Raw genomic sequence first — 22,690 nt, 5'->3', positions numbered from 1 at the left:
AATGTTCCCGGTCCAGTCAAGGAGGCGCACATGAGCGTATTACGCCAGTAGATGCAGGCCGACATGGTGGTACGCGGCCTGGCACCCGGTACGCAGAAGGCGTACATCGGCGCGGTGGCGGCGATCGCCCGCCACTACCACCGCTCCCCCGACACGCTGTCGATTGCCGAGATCGAACAGTACCTGCACCACCTGATCACCGAACGGCAGCGCGCCGGCAGCAGGCAGCCCGAGATCCTGTCACGCGACGAAGTGGCCCGCATCCTGAACGCGGCACGGCAGCCGCTGCACCGCACGTTGCTGGTGACGGCCTATGCGGCCGGGCTGCGCGTGAGCGAAGCCTGCCATGTGCGGTGCGCCGACATCGATGCAAACCTCATGATGATCCGCGTCGTATGCGGCAAGGGGAACAAGGACCGCTACACGCTGCTGTCGCCGGCACTGCTGGCCCAACTGCGCACCTACTGGAAGTACGCGTGGCCGCAGGACTGGCTGTTCCCGAAGCGCACCCGCCCGCACCAGCCACTCGACATCTGCACCGCACAGCGCATCTTTCCTCTTCATCGGCCTATCGAAATACGCAGTTAGAGAGCATATGCTAATCCGCTGCCCTTTAGCCCTGTGTGCGTTGCTTCTTTCGCTCTCGGCCTACTCAGCTGACGCGCCCTCGTTCGCCGGCAGTTGGAGCGAGCCTCTGTGCGCGGCAGGTGATCCTGAAATGCGCGCGTGACACCCAATTGATGGGCAGTCATAAGATATAACACCGCTGCACGCTTGGCTTGCGGGCTTACCACTTTCGACCCACAACATTCTTTAAGGCCCCATTTTCCAGCATGGTCTCTGCCAGCAATCGCTTGAGCTTGTTGTTCTCGGCTTCCGGCACCTTCAGTCGCTGCCCCTCAAACACGGTCATGTCGCCAAACTTGGCCTTCCAGTTGTAGTAGGTTGCGTCGCTAATGCCATACTTGCGGCACAGTTCTGCCACCTTCATGTCCGCTTCGCTTCATTTAAGACGCCGATCATCGGTTCTTCTGTGAATCGCTTTTTCATGCCTGCATCCCATGGGCAGTCTCTACATCATTGCCGTACTAATCTCTGATAGCAGGTCACATCGTCTGAAATTCTTACGCATTGCAAACGCTGCAATAAACATTTTTCAATACCGCGGTGCTTGAGGTACCACAAATGTTTTCTTGCATACGTCTTCATCATAAGGGCCTTGGATTATTAAGTGACTGATAGTCGGTTAGGACTGCGTCATTGCATTGCCCCCTCGTGAACCGCGCGAAGCTTTCTATCGAGACTCCCTGAGGAGAAGCCATGAGTTTTGTAACTGTGTTAACGGCGAACCCGGATGTCTATCCCGACGGCACACGATGTTTTGAAAGATGGGATGACTTCATTCAATCCAATAGTGATGCAAGCGGTTTCTGGATCGACAGAACCTGGCAAGGCGACATTTCAAAGCTTGCAGACCAAATCAGGAGTTCATTCTGGTGGGACAGGTTGGCATTCACCGAAGTAGAGTGCTCCTGTCCAATACTTGATGGATGTGAAGAGTTTGAAAAAGCCGTCATTCGTATTGCACGTGCAGACTTGGCAAAGAAGGGCCTGCATATCGACTTCGGCAGTCTTATCCCGGCGGAGAAACTCCTGCTCTACCTGTACGTGCGCGGCGATCACGAACTGATTCCGCAATACACGCCGCAGGCAAAATCGCTCTATGTCTATCCGATTGCGCAATACTTGGGCGCCAACGAAGAAACTTCCGAATGGATAGACCGGCTGGTCCGCAACCGGCTGCTCTCTCCAGCACGGCTGGTCAACAGGATCCGACTATGCAAAGAGTGCGGCAGCGGGCACGTTTCGTTCGTTGACGTATGTCCCAGTTGTTCCAGTATCGACGTAAAGCACACGCCGTCTCTCCACTGCTTTACGTGCGGTCATTCATCCCGTAAAGGGGATTTCGAGCTCGAAGGCGCGCTGGTGTGTCCAAAGTGTCAGGCGCGGCTGCGCCACATCGGCGTCGATTACGATTTGCCGACGGCGCAATACGCCTGCAGGAAGTGTAATTCCTTCGCAATGGAGCCGCGTATCGTCGCTCATTGTCTTGACTGCGAAGCCAAGGTAGACCCCGATCAACTCGATGTCCAGGAAGTGTACACGCTCACCTTGAACTCACGTGGCATGGAGGCCTTGCGCCAGGGGCAATTCCATGAATCGTTCTCGATTACGGATGACGGTAATCATGTGATTCCCGCTTATTTCCGCCACCTCCTGGACTGGTCTTCCAGGACCCAGCAGCGGTATGAAACGGTGAACTTCGGCGTCATGGTGGTGGAGTTCACGAATATCCCGGAGCTGCTGTCTGCATTAGGAACAGCGAAGGTGCATTCGCTGATCAACGAGTATGCGTCGCGGATGCGCCAGATGCTGCGCGAGTCGGACATTACCTGCATCGACAGCAGTGAACGCCTGTGGCTGTTGCTGCCGTTCTCGCACCCGGAGGAAATCGAAAGGCGCCTGGTGGCAAAGGTCAAGGAAATCCAGCCGGCAAATGCTGCGGTGACCTTCGCTGTCCGCATCAAGAGCGCATTTGCCCCGCGCGACATCGCCGTCGGCGAAAGCTCCGACAACATCATGCAGGCGCTTCTGGCAAGGTGAATTCCCATGCTTTATTCCGCATTGGTCAGTTTCCTCACCATGGTGCTGGGCGTGAGCGCATCAACCTTCGGCGAGATCCTGACCCGATTTATTCCGTTCGCACTATTCCTCGAACTTCCCCTGATGCTGATCGTTATGCTCGGCATCATGCGGTATGCCATTCTCCAAAATATTGCGCAAGTTTACGTGCCCAAGAAATTTCCGAAGGTGTCATGCGTGATTACCTGCTATTCGGAAAAGGAAGACGTGCGGTTTACGCTGCAATCGCTGGCCACGCAGATCTATCCGGGTGAAATAGAAATCATTGCCGTCATCGACGGAGCGGTACAGAACCGGGATACGCTGCTGGCGGCACGTCGCCACCTTGGCTCGATCAATGCCATGCCGCAGCGCAAACTGATCGTCCTGCCGAAGTGGCAGCGCGGTGGAAGAGTCTCTTCCCTTAACACGGGCCGTTCCATTGCGACTGGCAAGATAGTGATGGCACTGGATGGCGACACCTCTTTTGACAACGACATGGTGTACAACGCCGTGCGTCACTTCAACGATCCGAACGTGATAGCGGTTGCGGGCAATCTGCGCGTCAGGAACGCTGCGAAGTCGCTCGTGACGCGTTTTCAGGCGCTGGAGTATCTGATCTCGATAGGCGGAGGAAAGACCGGCCTGGCTGCGTTCAACGTAGTCAACAACATCTCCGGCGCATTCGGCATCTTTCGCGCCGACATCCTCAACCTGGTCGGGGGCTGGGACGCCGGTACGGCCGAAGACCTGGATATGACACAGCGCCTGAAGCAGTACTTCAGGCGCCACCCCGATTACCGCATCGTGTTCGATCCCAAGGTGGTCGGACACACCGACGTGCCTGACACGTTCTGGAGTTTCTTCATGCAGCGCCTGCGCTGGGACGGGGACCTTTTCTACATCTACCTCAGGAAGTACCGGAAGAACCTGCGTCCGGGGCTGCTTGGCTGGAAGAACTTCATCTCCCACCTGGTGACCGGCGTGATCTTCCAGATCATGATGCCTTTCCTGATCCTCGGATATACCTCCTACCTGTTCCTCGCGTATGACGCGGGCATTGTGGTCGGCATCCTATTTTTCGTATACCTGGTCTATCTGGCGGCATTGACCATTTTCTTCGCGCTGTACTGGCTGCTCGTGTCGGAGCGGCCCAAGGCCGATGCCTTCTACTTTCTTTATCTGCCTATTTACCCGCTTTTCGCATTCTATGAACGGGTATGCAGCACGATAGGGTTGATGCACGAGGTGTTTAATCGAGGCCATCTGGATACGTCGATGGCGCCCTGGTGGGTTCTCAAGAAAACCAAATTCTGAAATGAAAAAGCTATTTGTATTCGTGGCGGCAGTCGCCTCCACCGTGGAAACTTTAGCTCAGGAAAAGCTAAGCCTGCCGATGTTGGAGAGCATGGTGATGTCGTCTCCTCCCGTACGGATCGCCGTGAGCGAGCGCGAAGCGGCCGAGGCACGCCATGGATTGGCACTCTCCAACATGGCGCCAAAGCTTTTTGTGAGCGGAACGGCGGCTTCCACGAAGGATCCGGTGCGCCCGGAGCGGTACGGCGTCGAGACGACACAAGCGTCGGGCGCCGTTAACCGTTCAGAAACAGTGCTTACCGCAGATCAGGAGCGGTATGCCCGGTATTCTGCCGTGATCGGTTTGCAGATACCGCTGTTCGGAAGGCGCGACGCGCTGCTCAAGACCGCGGAAATTGCCGAATCCAATATCGCCATTGCAAAGGCACGCGAGAAGGTCGCGCAGATGGAGACGCTGAAGGGTCTGCGCTATGCGTATGCCGAACACTATTTTCGTCGCGAGCAGGCGCGGCTGGCCCGCTCATATTCCTATAGCCAGGGCGATACGCTCAAGGTGCTCGACGCCCGAATGAATGCCCGGCTGATCCTGAATGCCGATTACAAGGCGCTCAAGGCGAGCCTCCATACGGCGGGCAATGACGAAGTCGCCGCCAACGCGCTCGCGGCAGAGAGCGCCGCGAAAATACAGAAAATCACCGGTTATCCGCGGAACGATTTCGAGGTTCAGGTGCCGCAATTTCCCGTCAATTGCAGGCTGGCGACGGCGGGTGCGGACGACGCCCAGACGCACCCGACGCTGCAGTTGCTGGCGTCTGCGCTGGAGGAAAAGCGGCGAGCGCTTGCGCTGGCCGGGCGGCGGCTTCCTGATTCCGGCCTCACCATCAGCCAGGGCCTGAGCCGTTACGAGAACGGCCACAGCGGCACAAGCACTGCTGTTTCCATCGACATTATGTTCCCGCTGGGTGGGCCCGATCCGCACAGTACGGCAAAGAACCTTGCGCTAGCCGAGATGGCCAAGGCACAGATCGAGCTGGATCAGCAAAGGCAGGAATATCTTTCAGCGATCGAGAAAGTAAAACGAGAAGTGGTCGTTCGGCAGGAACATATTGCCATGCTCGAACAGCGGCTCGGCGCGGCAAAAGAAGCTGAAAGAGTGGCGCGCTTGAGAGTGTCGCATCGGGACGGGGATACCGTCGCGCATCTGGTACGGACGCGTCATGCGCTGTACCAGGCATTCTATGAGCAGTTGGACGCGGAACTGATGCTTGCAAAGGCACGCATCGACATGATGGGCCTGGGCGATTGCGCCGGCGAGGCTAAGGCGCGCACAGACCTCGTCACCCAGGCCGAGCCACTTCTAATGCAGACGCTCCTGCCGCCGCAATCGCTGCACTTCCGTTCGGCATCGCTTCAAGGCGCAAAAAAAGACCAGGTCATTGCCGCGAGGGACAGCAACGTACCGCTGCTTGGCTGGTATGCATGGCACGCTTTCAACAGGTTCAAGCCCGCCAACGCCGACGCATTCTGGGAAAAAATTCCAAGAACCAACCGTGTGCTGCTCTCGTTGAACGCGTTACAGATCGAGGGTGTGACAACGCGCCGGGCAGAGCGCAGGCGCCTCAACGCATTCCTTTCCAGCGCAAGAAAACGGCAGATCGAAGTAGGGCTGTTGCTCGGGGATCCCGGCTGGATCCAACCCGGCGAAGACAAGAAACTGCTCCGGATCGTCGAGCAGCTCAACGGCTTCGGTTTTTCGGGGATCCATCTGGATATCGAAAAAAGCCAGGTGCCCGACGACAAGAAGGCCCTTTGGGCACCGGGACTCGTTTCGCTGGTCCGCGACCTGCACGGGAAAACCGATCTCCCCATCGCGGTGACGCTGCATCCGCGCGATGTGGCGGTCGAAGGTTTGCTCTCCGGCCTGAAAGACGCCGGAGCAGCCGAAGTGGCGCTCATGCAGTATTCAACCAACCAGGACAGAGTCACTGACAACATCGCTAATGTGATGCGTTCGCATCCCGATCTTCGCTTTAGCCTGGCCCAGTCGATCGAGCCCGTCCTGTCGAAGGAAGAGAGCTATGCGAAAAGGCCGAAAAAGACCGTGGTAAGCGCATTCCACAAGATTGCCCTGCGCCTGCAAGCCGAACCGAACTTCGCAGGAATCATTGTCCAGTCGCTGGACGATTACCTCAATGGAGCACTTTATGAAGATTAGGTTTTCTGCTGATCCGGCCGTCGCCCACGAGGTAAACGGCCTTGCCGTCCGTTATGCAGCGAGCAAGCGAGAAATCGCGAACTGGCGCTGGCGCATTCTCGTTCTTTTCGTGCTGGCGCCGCTGCTTATTTTCCTGTCGCGCCTCATCTATGGCGCCGTCTGGGCCGATATGCCCGGCTTTGTCGCGATGGATGAAACGGTACTTAAGGCGCCTGTCGCCGGACGGGTAGTGAGCACGATACCGGTCGGCCGACGCGTCAGGGAGGGCGACGTGATTGCCGAGCTGCGCAACGAGGTACTGGAACAGGAATATAACTTTCTGCTTGAGAGCCAGCGGGCAAAGGCTGCACCGGCGCCGAACGACGCAGAATCGCGCGGTGTCGGCGGCCGCGGAATCACGAACCTGAACGCTGCGGTGACTGAAGCACGCGAGCTGTTTTCCCTGAGAAAACAACAGTACGAACGGATGAGCGAACTGGCCGGGCAAGGCGCGGCGACGCAAACGGAGGTCGCGCAAGCATACGCGGACATGGCTGCAGCGCAGCGCAACCTGCGTACGGCACAAAATGACCTGAAGGCAGTCCGGTCGCGCTCTGCCCGGGCAACGGGTTCGTCACCGGAGGTTGTGCCGCTGGTAACGCAGGAACCGCGGCTGGCTGAGAAGGCAGCCATGCTTGAAGCAATGAAGGTGCGCGCGACGGAGGACGGCATCGTCGCGCAGGTCTTCGGCAAGCACGGTGAGTGGATCGCCGCGGGCGCCGAGGTTGCGAGCCTGCGGCTCCAGCGGCCGGCAAAAATTGAAGTGTTCGTGGAGCCGTCGTGGGCAAAATATGCCACCGTCAACAGTTGGGCAACGGTGAATTTCCTCGATGGCTACTCGCACCGTGCGCGCGTCACCGAAGTGAAGATGCAGGCGCAACGGCTCCCGCCCGATCGCGCCAATCCGCTGACCGTCCGCCACCACTCGGTCGTGGTGCTGCTCGACCCGTTGGAGGGTTTGCCGGAGCAGTATCGCGTCAATGTACTGCCTGTAAACGTGCAGTTTGATCGCCACTTCCCGATTGAGCGCCTGGCATTCTGGCGCGAGACGAGGGAAGACAAGGTCGCGAGCGTTCACAACTAACGAAGGATCCGCAAGGGATGTGGATCGGGATTGGAGGTTGTCATGATTTGTATCGAAGAGCGGCCGAATTCTGGCCTTTATGTCTGGCGCGATGAGGGAGGCAAGACACCCGTCGAGCTCGATCATCTGGCCCCGGCGGTGGTAAGCCGGTTCAAGAAACTGAAATCGCAGCGTGTAGGCGAGCGGATCGAACGCTGCGGCTCCCGCCTGATGTCGAATGTGTTCCTGATTTACGAGGAAAGCGATTACGGTAACGCGGGCCATTAGGCTGGTTTAAGAGGTTTGGGGTGAAAACGGCCTTCGCCGGGTGAAAGGAAGCGTATGTGTGGCATTGTCGGCGCGATTGCGCAACGTAATGTGGTTCCCTTCCTGCTTGAAGGGCTTAAGCGGCTCGAATACCGTGGATACGATTCCTGCGGCCTTGCCATCAACGAGACGGGAGTGCGGAGGGCCAGGACAATTTCCCGGGTCGCGGATCTTCAGCGCCAGGTCGCCGAAACGGCTATTGAGGGTTCCGCAGGGATTGCGCACACCCGGTGGGCGACCCACGGTATCCCGAATATGGACAATGCGCATCCCCACCTCTCGCGAACGCGCACGAGCGGTAAATGCATAGCGCTTGTGCACAATGGAATCGTCGAAAACTATGCCGAAATCAGAGACGAGCTGATGCTCGAAGGCTATACGTTCGAGTCGCAAACGGATACGGAGGCGGTAGTTCATCTGGTGAACCGGTTCTACCGGGGTGACCTGCTGGCCGCGGTCCGGAGCGCCGTGTCCTGCCTGGAAGGCGTATATGCGCTGGCCGTGGTCTGTGAGAACGAGCCGCATCGCATGGTAGGTGTGCGCATGGGGTGTCCGCTGGTTGTCGGCCTTGGTGATGGAGAAAATTTCCTTGCGTCCGATGTGCTGGCGCTGTCCGGCGCGAGCAAGAGGATCATGTATCTGGAAGATGGGGATATCGTCGATGTGCAGCGGCAAAGCGTGCAGATCCAGGACCTCGGTGGCAACGCCGTCGTGCGGTCGGTCGTGACGCTTGACGCAGAACAGGCCTCCTGCGACCTGGGCGATTACCAGCACTACATGCTTAAGGAAATTTTTGAACAGCCGCGCGCGATTAACGAAACCATCAAGGCAATGGACGGTTTTTCATCCGCTGCTTTCGGCGCCGGCGCAGAGGCGATTTTTCGCGACTGCAGCGAAGTGAAGATTCTGGCGTGCGGCACCAGCTTTTATGCCGGGATGACGGCAAAGTACTGGATCGAGGAAATCGCCGGTGTTCCGGTAGCGGTGGAAGTTGCCAGTGAATACCGGTATCGCAAGCCGGCAATCGATCCGCAATCGTTGATCGTGGTCGTCTCCCAGTCGGGAGAAACGGCGGACACGCTGGCGGCGCTCTCGTATGCCAAATCGCTCGGCCATCGGAATACGCTGGCGATCTGCAACGTGGCCAGTTCCGCCATCTTCCGGCAGGCCGGATTGACGTTTCTGACGCGGGCCGGTACCGAAACCGGTGTCGCATCGACAAAGGCGTTTACGACGCAGCTGGTGGCACTCTTTTTCCTTGCAATGTCCCTGGCCAAATCAAAGGGACGCCTCGCACTGCAGCGCGAGCGTCTTTACCGGGAGGCCGTCTTGAACCTGCCGACTGCAATCCAGGCCGTGCTGGCGCTGGAACCGGCGTTAAAGGAATGGGCGCAGGAGTTTGCGACCAAGGAGAACGCCTTGTTTGTCGCGCGCGGTGCGCACTATCCGATAGCGCTCGAGGGAGCGTTGAAGCTGAAGGAAATTTCCTATATCCACGCCGAAGCCTATCCGGCAGGCGAACTCAAGCATGGACCGCTTGCCCTGGTGACTTCGGCCATGCCGGTCATTACCACGGTACCTAACGATGCCCTGCTGGGAAAACTGAAATCCAATATGGCGGAAGTACGCGCCCGCGGCGGAGAACTCTATGTACTAGCGGACGCGGGTTCAGATATATCGGCCGAACCCGGGCTCCACGTGTTGACTCTGCCCCAGCACTATGGGGTGCTGTCGCCGATCCAGCATGTGGTGCCGTTGCAGTTGCTTGCTTACCATACCGCGTTGGCACGCGGCGCCGATGTCGACAAGCCGCGAAATCTCGCAAAAAGCGTCACAGTCGAATAAGCGGTCTGATCCCTAAAAGGAGCAGTTGCCATGTTGAGTACTGAAATCGTGAAGCTACTCATCCGGGCTATCGAACAGCATGGTGACCGGGAGACGTATCTGGACATCGACGGGACCGTCGCGGAATGCACCGAAATGGTCTATTACCAGATGCCGGATACTAATCCTCCGGAATCCATTTTCGTGCTCCGGTAATGACCTGTGCCGGTACTGCGCCGGCACAGGAGGTGAACACGCCAGAAGCGGATAAGCGGCTTCAAGGCGTGCGGTTTGTGGTCAAGGCAGAATGGAGTAACCCGCGTAGTCGTGCACGACCAGGCCGCCGAAGCCGCGCGCCCCGGCATACTCTGCTACGACATGACTCAGTTCCGTGTTGAGGCCAGCACGTTTTTCTTCACAAAAAGTGATTTTTTCCGGCGCAAGATTACAGGTTGTTTCGACGCCGACATAGGTTACCTTGCCGCGTCGACCCGCATAGGTTACCGGGGTATTGGCGTGATAGGTAATGCTGTCCGCGCCAAGCGCATAATCCCGGTACGCCATCAACGTGGTGTGGTCCGTCGAGTCAATGACCCATTTCTGAAGTGTCTTGGTGATGCCGTTTCGAACGATATTGATGGTGCGATAGCTCATTGCCATGTCGGCGTTGACGGAAAGGCTCGGATCCTTGACCTTATTGACCTTTGCATACAGATCAATAACTTGGTTGCCGTAGGAGACCTTGTTTGTCTCCCAGCCCGGCAACGAGTGGGGCTCGACATCGAAATGGAGACCGACCGGCTTGGCTCCTGTCAGGTTGCGCACAAAAGCGTTGGCTTTGCGTACCTGATCGATCGCTTGCTGGTGATTGGCGGTCAATGCCCATTCATGATTGGCCAAGAGTAGTTCCACCGTGATGTTCCGGCTTGCGGCCGCGTTAATGAACGCGGCAAACTGCTGTGGGTAGTCACGCATCAGCCATTCCGCGCTGACATAGATGGAAGTGATTTTGTTGGCAACGGCAAAATTCAACAGTTTTTGCTGTTCGGTCGCGTTGTAGATATCGCGATCCCGCCAAGACCACATCGCCTTGTAGTTGGAGGGACTCGCGCCAACAACCGTGCTCCCGGCCAGGTAGCGGTTGTCTTGAGAGGCGGTCCCGGCATGGGTGTCCGAATCGGCGTCGGTATCCGTAGCGCTTTCAATAAAGTCAGGATCAACGTAACTCGCCGCCGCTAGGGTTGCTTCTGTCGGTTGTCTGCCGGCGTAGGCGTCTCCACTGTCGCCGCCGCCGCAGGCGGGGAGCAACAACGCGAGAACAAGACTGGAGGGAAAGGTAATACGGGAAGACACTGCGTGCTCCTAAGGCATAGAAAAAACGGTGTCGGAATGGCAGATGCTTGTTGTACCCGCCGTTCCGGGAAGGGAACGCACCCCCTATGACTGGCGGTAAGAGTGATTTCCGCCAGGAAAGGTTCCTGTCGTCAACGTTACTTTATGTAAGTTGAAAGGATGGTATGAGTAGGACGCATGTCGCCGGAATTATTGCTGTGTAATGAATCTGCCAATGCAGCGGAGCGCCGGTATGACAAGACGTCTGAAGGTCCGCCGACACCACGTTCAGTGAAGGCGGATGAGCGCGATTGAGGCAGGAGTGCGCGCCACTTGGAGAGCCGGCCGAATCCCTGATCGAGAAGCGGTCCGGACGAAGCGTTTTTTCAAACAGGCGCTTCGAGGTAAAAACCCGGGAAAACAGCGCGCGGCATTCAGAACGAGCCAAATGACGATGCGACGCCGGAAGCGAGCGCGCCGTCATTAATCTAGATCTATAAGCAGGTCCGTAACGCCTTCAGTCAGCCGGTATCCTGCTAAAAGATACAGATTAGGATGCGTCTCATCCTTTCTCTCTCGGGGGGACGGTCGTCGCCATGAAATGCCGTTCCCCATGAGAGCTTTAGTCTGGTGATTTTATCGGCGCATGCAGTAGACCGGCTCTCGCGCGTTGCCACGTCAGCCGACACGCCTTTCCAATCATCGTGGAGAACCGAGTCATGTCCGCTCCACCCGGATGCGGGTTGGCTGATGCTTGTACGGGTGACCCTTAGTTACATCAAGTGCATTCCCGCAAATGGGATCAAACCTTGGAAAACTCTGAACTTGAGAATAGTGGGAAGGTTTGCAGTGCAGTGACTACGCCACCGAACATCCGTTTCCAACAGCACAACGGAAAGTGAAAATGCACCTCTCCACGCCTTTAAAGGTTGCTGCGCAAATGGGGCACTTACGCATGTAACGTTTTGTGACGGTTGCAAAGTGCGCTTCCTGGCGAATATTGAAAGCATCGGATAGAGCAAATTGCAGAGCTTTCGAACAATTGGGCGAGAGCTGAATTCGAGCTCTGCCCTTTGCAGCCGAATGGCTGATTCCGGGAATGTGCTACTTCCGGTTTGGGGCATCTGGGGCGGCGGACTCGGAGAGTGATGCTCTTACGCTGCTACGAACAAGCGTCGATGCAGGTTCCACGTTCAAATCCAGGCTGTCTTTGCGGATTGCATCGAGATGCGCCGAGATGATCGCCGCGGAAATCGAGCGCGACAAGCAAGGTCACTTCACCATCCTCAATGAGCAAGACGCAGCGATATTCGAGTCGCGGCGCAACGCGCATCGCAAAATGCGCACCGAGGCGGCGCGCGACTTCCTCGCCTCGCTGCCGAGCCGATATCCTTCTTTTGGCGCTACCCTGTTTGCTGACATCAGGCGACATGTAGAGCAAGAGGTCGCGGAGCAGCACAAGCGACCCGATATACGTGAGGCCGTGGCTTCGTTGTTTGAGAGCACGATCAACTGCATGCCGGAATCAATGCGTGACGCAGTCAAGCGTGCGGCCCACATCCTCCCCCGCGTATGGACACATACGGTGCTGAGGCATCTTCTCAGTCAATGTTGGTTTGAAATGGGAGGGGGCAATGAACGAGCGCTTGGCAGCGAGTTCTTCCTTCCAAATTGCGCCTTTATTCCGGCGCTGCGGCAGTCGGCTCAGCGTCGAGTGCCTCGAGTAAATGATTTTTCTGGAATGCTCGGTTCTAAAGCATTCTTGCCAAAGCGACAGAGGCTTTTCTGCAAGCGCGTGCACAACGTTACCGGACGGGACGGTTCTCTGACAGACTTTACAGCAAGGTGCATTGCCTCTTGATAGCCTGCTGATTCAACGAGTGGGGACGGCATGTTCCGACTCACTTCCATGCCAGGGAACACGGAAACCTATTTATTCGCCGCTGCTGTCCATGCTGTTGCGCTCCCCGGAGCCGGCAACCGCCTGCTCATAAGCCTGTGCCAGCAAATTCCCGCATTCGCTATGCGCGCCCGGCCCGACGTTCACCAAAGGAATCAGCGCCGATGCAACCGGCGCTAGCACGCCGAGCGCGATCGCACTGCCGGCACGCAAGGCGATCGTGCCCTTGTCCACGCCGACCTGCGGCTTCTTGAACGGGCCGTTCACATATAGCGGCGAGCGCAGCGAAATCAGGCGTACGCCCTTGGTTTCCGGCAGCACGGTCAGGTCGAGCTGTTCCTGGCCGAGGCGGATATCCCCTTTCACATAAATCGTCGCATCGCGCGTATCGACCACGAAGGCGCGCGCATGCATCACGCCTTTTTTGATCTGGAAGTCGCTCACAGCACAATTGAGCGCGACCTGCTTGTCGCCGAACAGGCGCGTGATCACCACGCTGCCGATGTTCAGCCCGGCCGCTTCCAGCAGGAACTTGCTGATCGTTCCCTGGTTGACAATCAGGCGCATGTCGCCATTCGACGAACCGAGCAGGCTGGCGACCGAGTTGCCGTTGGCACGCAGTGTCGCTTCACCATTGATCTCACCCAGGCTGGCCTGCATGCTGGTCAGCGTTGGGAAAAGTTCATTCAACTTCAGATGGCGCGCCGACATCCGCATGTCTGCCTGCATCGGTTTTTTGTTGCTATCCAGACGAAGCGTTGCGGTCAGGTTGCCGCCAGCGACGCCGAACCGCAGCGGCGCCAGTGACAGTACGCCATCCTTGAGCTGCAGGCGGGTGACGAGGTTATTGATCGGGAGTTCTTTCTGCCGGATGATCTTTTTGCCGGTGAACTGCACATCGGCATCGATGGCCGTCCAGCGTTCGGTCTTGAAGGTTTCCACCGGCAGCACCTTGTCGTCTGGCTGCACGGATCTCGCGCCGCGTTGTGCACGGCTGGCATCCGAGTCGGCACCGATCAGCGGCGACAGGTCATTGAAGTTCAACAGGTTCGACACCACCGTGCCTTCGAGCAGCGGTCTTCGTTGCCATGCCTGAGGCGACTGATAACGCAGGGTGCCGGACAGATCGCTGCTGCCGACCCTGCCGGTGAATTTTTCATAGGTCCAGTGCCCGCCTTGCGCACCGCGATTGGGCGACCCGACCAGCCGTCCTTCCGTCGTGAACGGCCGGGTTTCCGGCAAGGTCACGCCAATCAGCGGATACAGATGCGCCATGCTCACGCCGGAGAACTTCAGCTTCAGATCCAGTGCGGCAAGCCGGCGCGGATCGGTCAGTGTTCCCTTCGCGTCGATGCTGGTTTTTCCCACACGCAGCTTTGCCTCGAACGGATACTGCGCATTCGGGCGCTGCAGCGATAGCACCGCGCCCGCCCGTCCGGTGCCGTTGGCCGTCTCACCGTTGAACATGCCGCCAACCCGCCAGCCGACCTGATACATGCCGCCATTGTTGAGCGCAGTGATGTCGATCTTCAGGTTGGCGCGTTTGACTGCATCGAGAACGATGATGTTGCCGTTGTTGAAGACAAGCGATTGCAGATCCACTTTCCAGACGGATGGCTCACTGCCCTTCTGCTTGAAAGTCCAGTTGTTGCGGCCGTCGGAAAGACGCTCGAGCGACAACTGTGGATTGTTCAGTCCCAGGGAGGGAATGACGAGCCGTTGCTGCAACAGTGGAAGCGGATTGACCGAAAACGTGATTTCCCGCACGCGGGCCATTTGCGGCGTCCTGGCCCATGCCGGATTGGACAGGCTCACATCCTGCGCATTCAGGCGCGGCCATGGCACCCATGCGCGCCAGCCGCGCTCGCCTTTTGGCGCATGCCAGGTCAGCGCGAGATCGCCGTGGATCACGAAGTTCCGGCCGGTGGCTTCGCTCACGCGCGCATTAATCCAAGGCTTGGCGCGATTCCAGTCGAAGCTGAGCAGTACTGCAATACAGGCAAGGAGCAGGACGAAGACTGCAAGCCCGCTCCATGCGGCGATTCTTGATGCACGTGACATCCGGATAGGACTTGGCGTGCGGGCAAGAGTTCAGGCGCGAGTAAGTTGTGCGAGAAAGAAAAAAAATAAAAAAAACGCCTCACCGGCAGTGCCGGCAAGGCGTTCTCCCAAGCGGGACTTATCTGTCCTGAATCTTCTCTTCACCGCGGAAGAGAAGATTCATTGCATCCGCGTTATGCGCCCAGCGTCATCAGGCTTGCGTTGCCGCCTGCCGCAGTCGTGTTCACGCATACCGCATGTTCGGCAACCAGGCGCCACAGCGGAATCGGCTCTGCTTCGCCCGTTTCGATCACCGGCACCAGAGCACCGTCGCGTGCGGCAAGCACCGGTACCACCGAGCCGCCCCAGGCGCTGTCGACCAAGGCGATCTGCAACGCAACGGTGGACAGTTCCTGTTGCTTCACCACCTTGATTGCCGCACGCACTTCCTGCGGCAGGCCCTGAGGCAACAAAGCTGCCGTTTCTGCCGAGACGACGATGCTGTTGCCGGTGGCGAGCGCCGCAGCGAGTTGATTCAACAAGCCTGCAACAGTCGTTGCAGCACACAGCACCGTGCCGCGCGGAGCAAACGTCAGCGTATTGCGCTCACCGGTCGGGCCCGGCAACACCAGCGATGTATTCAGCAACGTCGCATGTACATACGTTTCTCCCAGTGCAGCGATGCGTTGATGACCGTGCGTGCTCGCCCAGGCCAGCAGGCTGTCGAATGCCGGCTTGCAGGCAGCCGAAGCCTGTTGCTGGTGGATCGTATGTGCGCCGCGTGCAACAGTTGCATTGCGTTGCAGGCGTTTGATGTACAGCGGGCCGCCGGCCTTCGGGCCGGTACCGGATTTTCCTTCGCCGCCGAAAGGTTGCACGCCAACGACCGCACCGACGATGTTGCGGTTCACGTAGATGTTGCCGACGTGCGCACGCGACGTAATGAACTCGATCGTCTCGTCGATGCGCGAGTGGACGCCCAGTGTCAAGCCGTACCCGGTCGCATTGATCGCATCGATCAGTTGCGGCAATGCTTCGCGGCGATAGCGCAGCACATGCAGCACCGGACCGAACACTTCGCGTTGCAGTTCATCCAGCGATTTGATTTCAATGACGGTCGGTGCGACGAAGGTGCCATGGCCGCATGCTTCCGGCAACGGCAGCTGATGCACGCTCTTGCCCTGCGACTTCATGCGGTCGATATGGCGCAGCAGGTTCTGTTGTGCTTCAGCATCGATCACCGGGCCGATGTCGGTGACAAGACGGTCGGGATTGCCGATGCGCAGTTCCTTCATGGCGCCCTTGAGCATCGTGATGGTCTTGTCTGCAATGTCTTCCTGCAGGCACAGCACGCGCAGCGCGGAGCAGCGCTGGCCGGCGCTGTCGAATGCCGAGGTGATGACGTCCTGCACGACCTGCTCCGGCAAGGCACTAGAGTCAACAATCATCGCATTCTGGCCACCAGTTTCCGCAATCAGCGGGATGTCCTGCTTTTCATGCACTTCGCGCTTGGCCAATGTGCGGTTAATCAACTGCGCCACTTCGGTGGAACCGGTAAAGATCACGCCGCGCACGCGGGCATCGGCCGTCAGCTTCGCACCCACCGTTTCACCGGTGCCCGGCAGGAACTGCAATGCTCCGCGCGGAATACCTGCCTCATGCAGCAACTGCACCGCACGGCACGCGATCAACGGTGTCTGCTCCGCCGGCTTCGCGAGTACGACGTTGCCTGCTGCCAGCGCTGCGCTGACTTCACCAATAAAGATTGCCAGAGGGAAGTTCCACGGGCTGATGCAAACGACCGGGCCGAGAGCTTGCGCATTCGCATTGTCGCGCACCTGTGCTGCGTAGTAACGCAGGAAGTCGACGGCTTCGCGCACTTCGGCAATAGCGTTCGGCAAGGACTTGCCGGCTTCGCGAATGGCGAGTGCCATGAATTCCAGCTTGTGTTCTTCGAGCAAGTCTGCGGCGCGCACCAGCATGTCGGCGCGGGTTGCCGGCGGCGTGGTCTGCCAGTCAGTCGCATACGCCTGTGCTGCGGCAAGTGCGCTTTCCACTTCCTGCTCACCGGCTTCAATCACTTGGCCGACGACATCGCGGCGGTCGGCCGGATTGCAGATTGCAACCGGCTGGCCGTTGTTGGCGGCAGTGCTGGCCAGCAGCGGTGCGGCCTGCCACTGGCGGTTGCCGAGCTGGCTGAATACCGTGTCGATCTCGCGCAGCACGTTTTCATTGCTGAAATCCACGCCCGCCGAGTTCTTGCGCTCTGCGCCGAACAGGTCGAGCGGCTGAGCGATGTTCACATGTGGTTCGCCGCCGAGTTGCTTGGCGACTTTCAGCGGATCGGTGATCAGGCTGTCGATCGACACATTCTCATCGACGATCTGGTTCACGAAAGACGAGTTCGCGCCGTTTTCCAGCAGGCGGCGCACCAGATAGGCGAGCAGCGTTTCATGCGAGCCGACCGGCGCGTAGATGCGGCACGGCTTGTTCAGGTTGTCTGCGCCGACAACCTGGTCGTACAGCGTCTCGCCCATGCCGTGCAGGCACTGGAATTCATAATCGCCAACGTTGTCCTTGCCGGTGACTTTTGCCCAGTTGTAGATCGATGCCAGCGTGTGCGCATTGTGCGTGGCGAATTGCGGGTAGATGACATCGGTAGCAGCGAGCAGCTTCTGCGCGCAGGTCAGGTAGCTGACGTCGGTGTACACCTTGCGGGTGTAGACCGGGAAGCCGGGCATGCCGTCAACTTGCGCGCGCTTGATTTCCGCATCCCAGTAGGCGCCTTTCACCAGACGCACCATCAGCTTGCGGCCGGAGCGGCGTGCGAGGTCGACCAGGTAATCGATGACGAACGGGCAGCGCTTCTGGTAAGCCTGCACGACGAAGCCGATGCCTTCGAAGCCGTCCAAATCGCGGTCGAATGCCAGTGCTTCCATCAGGTCCAGCGACAGTTCGAGGCGGTCCGCTTCTTCCGCGTCGATGTTGAAGCCGATGTTGTACTGCTTGGCCAAGAGCGTGAGTTGCTTCACGCGCGGCAGCAGTTCATTCATCGTGCGCTCACGCTGCGCGCGGGAATAGCGCGGGTGCAGCGCGGACAGCTTCACCGAGATACCCGGGCCGTCCTTGATGCCGCGGCCGTTGGAAGCACGGCCGATCGCATGGATCGCTTCTTCATAGGAGCGGTAATACTTGGCCGCATCTTCTTCGGTCAATGCCGCTTCGCCCAGCATGTCGTAGGAATAGCGGTAGCCGCGCTTTTCATTGTCGCGGCTGTTGGACAGCGCTTCGGCAATCGTCTGGCCGGTCACGAACTGGTTGCCGAGCATGCGCATTGCCAGATCCACGCCCTTGCGGATCAGCGGCTCGCCGCCCTTGGCGATCAGCTTGGTCAATGCGGAACCCAAGCCCTGTTCGCTGTTGGTGCCGACCAGCTTGCCGGTAATCAGCAGGCCCCAGGTGGCGGCATTGACGAACAACGACGGCGATTCGCCGAGGTGCTTCTTCCAGTCGCCCTTGCTGATCTTGTCCGCGATCAGGCGGTCGGCGGTCTGGTGGTCGGGAATGCGCAGCAGCGCTTCGGCCAGGCACATCAGCGCTACGCCCTCTTCCGACGACAGCGAGAATTCGTGCATCAATGCGTCGACGCCCGAGGAGCGGGTGCGCTGTTCGCGCACGGCCTCGACCAGCTGGCGTGCGAGCGCCTGCGTCGCATCCTGGGCTGCTGCATGCGGACGGATCTGCGCAAGCAGCCATTGCACCGCTTCGCGTTCGTCGCGGCGGTAAGCTGCGGTGATCGCCATGCGCAGCGGCGACGGCGCATGCTCGATCTCGGCGTGCAGCGCGGAGAAAGGCACGGCGGCGGTGTCAGTGGCAGCCGAAGAAGTTTCTTTAGTAGCAATAAGCATGTTGTCCGTATGGATTAGGAAAATAACGATGCGATTGTAGTGAGGCTCACTAAAGATTAATTCTGGAAATCGGTGCTGCTATCAGAATTTTGTATTTTGTGTGAAAATCGCGCCGAACAAAATTCTTCGCGGAAGGCGTGAAATGCTCGACAAAATCAGCAAGAAAATCCTCTCCGAACTGCAGAACGATGGCCGCATCAGCAATGTGGAGCTCGCGTCCCGCGTCAACCTTTCCCCTGCCGCCTGCCTCGAGCGCGTGCGCAAGCTGCAGGAGGCCGGCTATATCGTCAACTACACGGCACAGCTTAATCCGCAGCTGCTGGACGTGTCCCTGCTCGTGTTTATCGAAGTCGTGCTTGACCGGACTACGCCGGAAGTATTCGAAGCCTTCAAGCGCAGCGTGCAAGTGATTCCCGAAGTGCAGGAATGCCACATGGTCGCCGGCGGCTTCGACTATCTGGTGAAGGCGCGCGTGAAGGACATGAATGCCTACAGAGAATTCCTCGGCAAATCTCTGCTGCAGTTGAAGGGCGTGCGCGAAACGCACACCTATGCAGTGATGGAAGAAGTCAAGAACACGACCAAGCTGCCGATCCGCTGATCGTTGCCGGTAGCTGTGCCGCGAAGTCGTGCTGTGAGTCGGCGTCGGTACGTGCTGCCGCCAGTCAATAGCCGCCGCGCCGCTCTATCGGTCTATCCCTGCTGAAACAATTGCTGCCGACGCAATCGGCAGCACCCGCGCGCGAATGATTAATGCCGATGGAGCTGTCATCATCGCAGCGCTGCCTGCATACAGCGCGATTTCCTCGTGCTGACGGCACTGCTTCTCCTTGATTCGAATCAGTGAACCCTGATGCCGAACAGGTCAAAGTAAACAGGCGTTTTACTACCTTTTTCTCCTGCATTTTGTTGATGCGGGCGCGCAGGAAATCATGGACCGGGAGCGAGGCAATGATGTGGACTGACGGGATTGGATGGCACTGGCTCGGCACACTCGCGATGCTCCTGTTCTGGGCGTTGATCATCGTGCTCGCACTGGCTCCGATCAAGTACCTGCGCAGCGAGTCGCGTGCGCCGGAACTGCGCGCGATCGCCGAAGGCGATTTCCTGGACACCGAGCAAGGCCGCTTCCCGCCGACTGAACAGCACAGCTGACTGCGATTCCCGGCGCCACCGCGCTGTCATCAAACCTTCATACAGTCGTCATTTGCGCGTCACACGCACTGCGTAGCATGCAGCGCGTGGAGAAATGCCATGACGATATCCGACACGCCCATCATCAGTCCCGACATCCTGATCGTCCGAGAAGGCAACTGTTATCGCCTCCTGCACGGTCACCTGCGCCTGGCGAACATCCTGCTGCAATCCGAAGAAGTGGCTGTGGCAGTCCAGGACGAAGGGGTCGTGACGATCATGAAGACGAGCAATGGCTATATGGCCGGAAACGAAGCGCAGCGCTTGCCGCTGTACTGAAACGAACGCCGTTCTCCATCGGGCGGCCGGGAAGCACAGAAGCAGATGGCATTTGCCTGCGCCCCGAGGCCCGGAATACACAACAGGAACACCAGGAAAAAACGAGAACGACAGAGGAAAAGGACAAGATCATCCATGAACGACATGACCAAACACGAGCTGCTCGTCGATGCCGAAGACGTTGGCACCAACGATTCAAACAACCCGAGCTTTGACAGCGTACTGCGCGCCCGCCTGAGCCGCCGCTCAATACTGAAAGGAACATTTGGCGTGGCAGCGACCACCTTCTTCGGCGCGGGACTTGCTGCATGCGGCGGTTCCGGTTCCGACAGCGCTTCGCCTTCGCCATCGGTCGGCGGCGAAACGGCCGATCTGCCGAAGACGCTCAAGCTCAACTTCAATGCCGTCGCCAAGAGCCTCGCCGATGCACTGATTGTCCCGGCAGGCTATACGGCCACGGTGCTGTATCGCCTCGGCGATCCGATTGCGGCCAGCGTGGCCGCATACAAGAACGACGGCACCGATACGGCAGCGTCGTTTGCGCAACGCGCGGGCGACCATCACGACGGCATGCATTACTTCGGCCTCGGCAGCGACGGCAAGTTCAGCGCATCCAGCAGCGACCGCGGCCTGCTGTGCATGAACCATGAAGCGATTACCCCGGCCTACCTGCACCCGAACGGCCCCACCATCGATACCGCGACGATGACGCGCACCGTTGCCGATGAAGTCATCAAGGAAATGAATGCGCACGGCGTGAGCGTCGTTGAAGTGAACAGGAGCGGCAACGCCTTCAGCTACAAGAAGGATTCCGCATTCAACCGCCGCATCACCACCTTCACCGAGATGATCCTGTCCGGCCCTGTGGCGAAAACGCCGTACATGATCACCGCCTATTCCACCGACGGCTCGAAAACGCGCGGCACCATCAACAATTGCGGCAACGGCTACACGCCGTGGGGCACTTACCTGACCACGGAAGAAAACTGGGCCGGCTACTTCCGCCGCATCAAGGCAACCGACGATCCGCAGCGCAGCGCGAAGGAACGGGCATCGTTTGCGCGCTACGGCGTGGCAGGCAACGGCCGCGAACTGTGGGCGACCGTCACGGCAGCCGACCCGGCCGATACCTCGTTCTCGCGCTGGAATGCGATGAAGACCGGCGCATCTGCCGACGGCAGCGACGACTTCCGCAATGTCGCCAATACCTACGGCTGGATTGTCGAGATCGACCCGTTCGATCCCTCCTCCACGCCGAAAAAGCGCACCGCGCTCGGCCGCTTTGCGCATGAAGGCGCATGGCCGGGTCCGGTCGTGCCGGGCAAGCCGCTGGTCTGGTATATGGGCTGCGATTCGCGCAACGAGTACATCTACAAGTACGTGTCGAACGCGCCGTGGGATCCGGCAGACGCCAACAAGGGCATGGCCGCCGGTGACAAGTACCTGGACGACGGCAAGCTGTATGTCGCGAAGTTCAATGCCGACGGCAGCGGCGAATGGGTCGAGCTGAAGTTCGGCAGCAACAACATCACGGCCGCTTATGCGCCCTATGCCTTTGCCGACCAGGCCGATGTGCTGGTCAATACGCGTCTTGCGGCCGACGCCGCGGGCGCCACGAAGATGGACCGTCCGGAATGGGGCGCGGTCAATCCGGCCAACGGCGAGGTGTACATGACGCTCACCAACAGCAATGCGTCGAACCGCACCCTGGCGTCGACCGATGCGGCGAATCCGCGCTTCTACAATGACCCGAAGGGGGCGACTGCGCAGAAAGGCAATCCGAACGGCCACATCATCCGCTGGGCGGAGGACAACGCCGACGTCACGGCGACCGGCTTCAAGTGGGATGTGTTCCTGTTCGGTGCACGCTCCACTGCCGACGCCACCAACGTGAACGTGTCCAACCTGACGGCGGCCAACGACTTCTCCAGCCCTGACGGCCTGTGGTTTGCGCGTAGCGGCCTGCTATGGATCCAGACCGACGATGGCGCTTATACCGACGCCACCAACTGCATGATGCTGGCTGCAGTGCCCGGCAAAGTCGGGGACGGCGGCAAGAGGACCATCACCAATGTCGATGGCGCGAGCACAAAGGCAGTCGATACCTATGTCGGCGCCGCGCCCGGCGAGACCAACCTGCGCCGTTTCCTGGTCGGCCCCAAGGAGTGCGAAATCACCGGCCTGGCCGAAACGCCGGATGGCAAGGTGCTGTTCGTCAACATCCAGCATCCGGGTGAAGACACCACGCCCGACTTCGCAGACCCGACCAGCTTTGGCAGCCACTGGCCGGATGGCGGCACTGCCCGTCCGCGTTCGGCAACGGTCGTCATCACCAAGGACGACGGCGGTCTGATCGGCGGCAGCCTCGCGTAAAGGATTGCCGGGATGAGGAAGCCCGCGTCGTCAGACTGAGTAAAAACAGCCTGACGGTCTGACGATGCGAGCGCTGCACGCCTGATCGCTTATTCCCTTCCCCAAAAAAAATTGCCCCGCTTGTGCGGGGCAATTTGTTGGACGCCGGTTGACAGACTTTTTACATAGCCCGTTGAGCGGGCTTTCCCTTTTCGGTC

The 22,690-nt window shown here is 58.9% G+C and carries 16 protein-coding genes and 1 pseudogene; 13 read left to right on the top strand and 4 right to left on the bottom strand.

Annotation, left to right across the window (positions count from 1 at the left end; all coding sequences use genetic code 11):
- Nucleotides 1-63 precede the first annotated feature (63 nt).
- The gene (locus tag ACYVIA_RS07480; protein ID WP_460839436.1) at nt 64-588 is read left to right on the top strand and encodes a tyrosine-type recombinase/integrase; all 525 of its coding nucleotides are present in this window, start codon (nt 64-66) and stop codon (nt 586-588) included.
- 125 nt (nt 589-713) lie between these two features.
- On the opposite strand, the pseudogene ACYVIA_RS07475 reads toward ACYVIA_RS07480, so the two are convergent.
- Nucleotides 714-1,050: pseudogene (locus ACYVIA_RS07475) on the bottom strand (transposase); the annotation flags it as partial.
- A gap of 270 nt (nt 1,051-1,320) precedes the next feature.
- Here ACYVIA_RS07475 and ACYVIA_RS07470 point away from each other — a divergent pair.
- The 7 genes from ACYVIA_RS07470 to ACYVIA_RS07440 are packed head-to-tail and all read left to right on the top strand — an operon-like array spanning nt 1,321 to nt 9,683.
- Nucleotides 1,321-2,664 carry a TackOD1 domain-containing metal-binding protein gene (locus ACYVIA_RS07470; protein ID WP_460839434.1) on the top strand — a complete coding sequence of 448 codons (1,344 nt, stop codon included), beginning with the start codon at nt 1,321-1,323 and terminating at the stop codon, nt 2,662-2,664.
- A 6-nt stretch (nt 2,665-2,670) separates the two neighbouring features.
- Complete coding sequence (locus ACYVIA_RS07465; RefSeq protein WP_460839432.1) at nt 2,671-3,999, top strand: glycosyltransferase family 2 protein; 1,329 nt, start codon at nt 2,671-2,673, stop codon at nt 3,997-3,999.
- 1 nt (nt 4,000) lies between these two features.
- Nucleotides 4,001-6,214 (top strand): TolC family protein, encoded by a 2,214-nt coding sequence (locus ACYVIA_RS07460; RefSeq protein ID WP_460839430.1) that lies wholly within the window; start codon nt 4,001-4,003, stop codon nt 6,212-6,214.
- The gene (locus tag ACYVIA_RS07455; protein ID WP_460839428.1) at nt 6,204-7,337 is read left to right on the top strand and encodes an HlyD family secretion protein; all 1,134 of its coding nucleotides are present in this window, start codon (nt 6,204-6,206) and stop codon (nt 7,335-7,337) included. The genes ACYVIA_RS07460 and ACYVIA_RS07455 overlap by 11 nt, the downstream gene beginning before the upstream one ends.
- 42 nt (nt 7,338-7,379) lie before the next feature.
- Nucleotides 7,380-7,604, top strand: coding sequence for a hypothetical protein (locus ACYVIA_RS07450; RefSeq protein ID WP_460839426.1), 225 nt, complete (start codon nt 7,380-7,382; stop codon nt 7,602-7,604).
- A gap of 54 nt (nt 7,605-7,658) precedes the next feature.
- On the top strand, nt 7,659-9,488 hold the full coding sequence (gene glmS / locus ACYVIA_RS07445; protein ID WP_460839424.1) for a glutamine--fructose-6-phosphate transaminase (isomerizing): 1,830 nt from the start codon (nt 7,659-7,661) through the stop codon (nt 9,486-9,488).
- Nucleotides 9,489-9,518: 30 nt separating this feature from the next.
- Complete coding sequence (locus ACYVIA_RS07440; protein ID WP_460839422.1) at nt 9,519-9,683, top strand: hypothetical protein; 165 nt, start codon at nt 9,519-9,521, stop codon at nt 9,681-9,683.
- Between the two features lie 81 nt (nt 9,684-9,764).
- Here the strand turns inward: ACYVIA_RS07440 and ACYVIA_RS07435 are convergent, their stop codons facing one another.
- On the bottom strand, nt 9,765-10,820 hold the full coding sequence (locus ACYVIA_RS07435; RefSeq protein ID WP_460839420.1) for a hypothetical protein: 1,056 nt from the start codon (nt 10,818-10,820) through the stop codon (nt 9,765-9,767).
- 1,216 nt (nt 10,821-12,036) lie between these two features.
- Here ACYVIA_RS07435 and ACYVIA_RS07430 point away from each other — a divergent pair.
- Nucleotides 12,037-12,660 (top strand): hypothetical protein, encoded by a 624-nt coding sequence (locus ACYVIA_RS07430; RefSeq protein WP_460839418.1) that lies wholly within the window; start codon nt 12,037-12,039, stop codon nt 12,658-12,660.
- Between the two features lie 72 nt (nt 12,661-12,732).
- On the opposite strand, the gene ACYVIA_RS07425 is transcribed toward ACYVIA_RS07430, so the two are convergent.
- Nucleotides 12,733-14,760, bottom strand: coding sequence for an AsmA family protein (locus ACYVIA_RS07425; RefSeq protein ID WP_460839416.1), 2,028 nt, complete (start codon nt 14,758-14,760; stop codon nt 12,733-12,735).
- A gap of 173 nt (nt 14,761-14,933) precedes the next feature.
- Entirely contained in the window at nt 14,934-18,647 is a 3,714-nt protein-coding gene (gene putA / locus ACYVIA_RS07420) for a trifunctional transcriptional regulator/proline dehydrogenase/L-glutamate gamma-semialdehyde dehydrogenase (RefSeq protein ID WP_460839414.1), read from the bottom strand.
- A gap of 142 nt (nt 18,648-18,789) precedes the next feature.
- Between putA and ACYVIA_RS07415 the strand changes: the two genes are divergently transcribed.
- The 4 genes from ACYVIA_RS07415 (at nt 18,790) to ACYVIA_RS07400 (ending at nt 22,493) form a co-directional block, all read left to right on the top strand.
- Nucleotides 18,790-19,248, top strand: coding sequence for an Lrp/AsnC ligand binding domain-containing protein (locus tag ACYVIA_RS07415; RefSeq protein WP_057288946.1), 459 nt, complete (start codon nt 18,790-18,792; stop codon nt 19,246-19,248).
- 350 nt (nt 19,249-19,598) lie between these two features.
- Entirely contained in the window at nt 19,599-19,802 is a 204-nt protein-coding gene (locus ACYVIA_RS07410; RefSeq protein ID WP_460839411.1) for a hypothetical protein, read from the top strand.
- A gap of 99 nt (nt 19,803-19,901) precedes the next feature.
- Complete coding sequence (locus ACYVIA_RS07405; RefSeq protein ID WP_460839409.1) at nt 19,902-20,120, top strand: hypothetical protein; 219 nt, start codon at nt 19,902-19,904, stop codon at nt 20,118-20,120.
- A 135-nt stretch (nt 20,121-20,255) separates the two neighbouring features.
- On the top strand, nt 20,256-22,493 hold the full coding sequence (locus ACYVIA_RS07400; protein WP_460839407.1) for a PhoX family protein: 2,238 nt from the start codon (nt 20,256-20,258) through the stop codon (nt 22,491-22,493).
- Nucleotides 22,494-22,690 lie beyond the last annotated feature (197 nt).

The organism is Noviherbaspirillum agri, from assembly GCF_054780595.1.
Note: the sequence above shows the minus strand (reverse complement) of the source record. Positions and strands in the feature narration are given on the sequence as shown.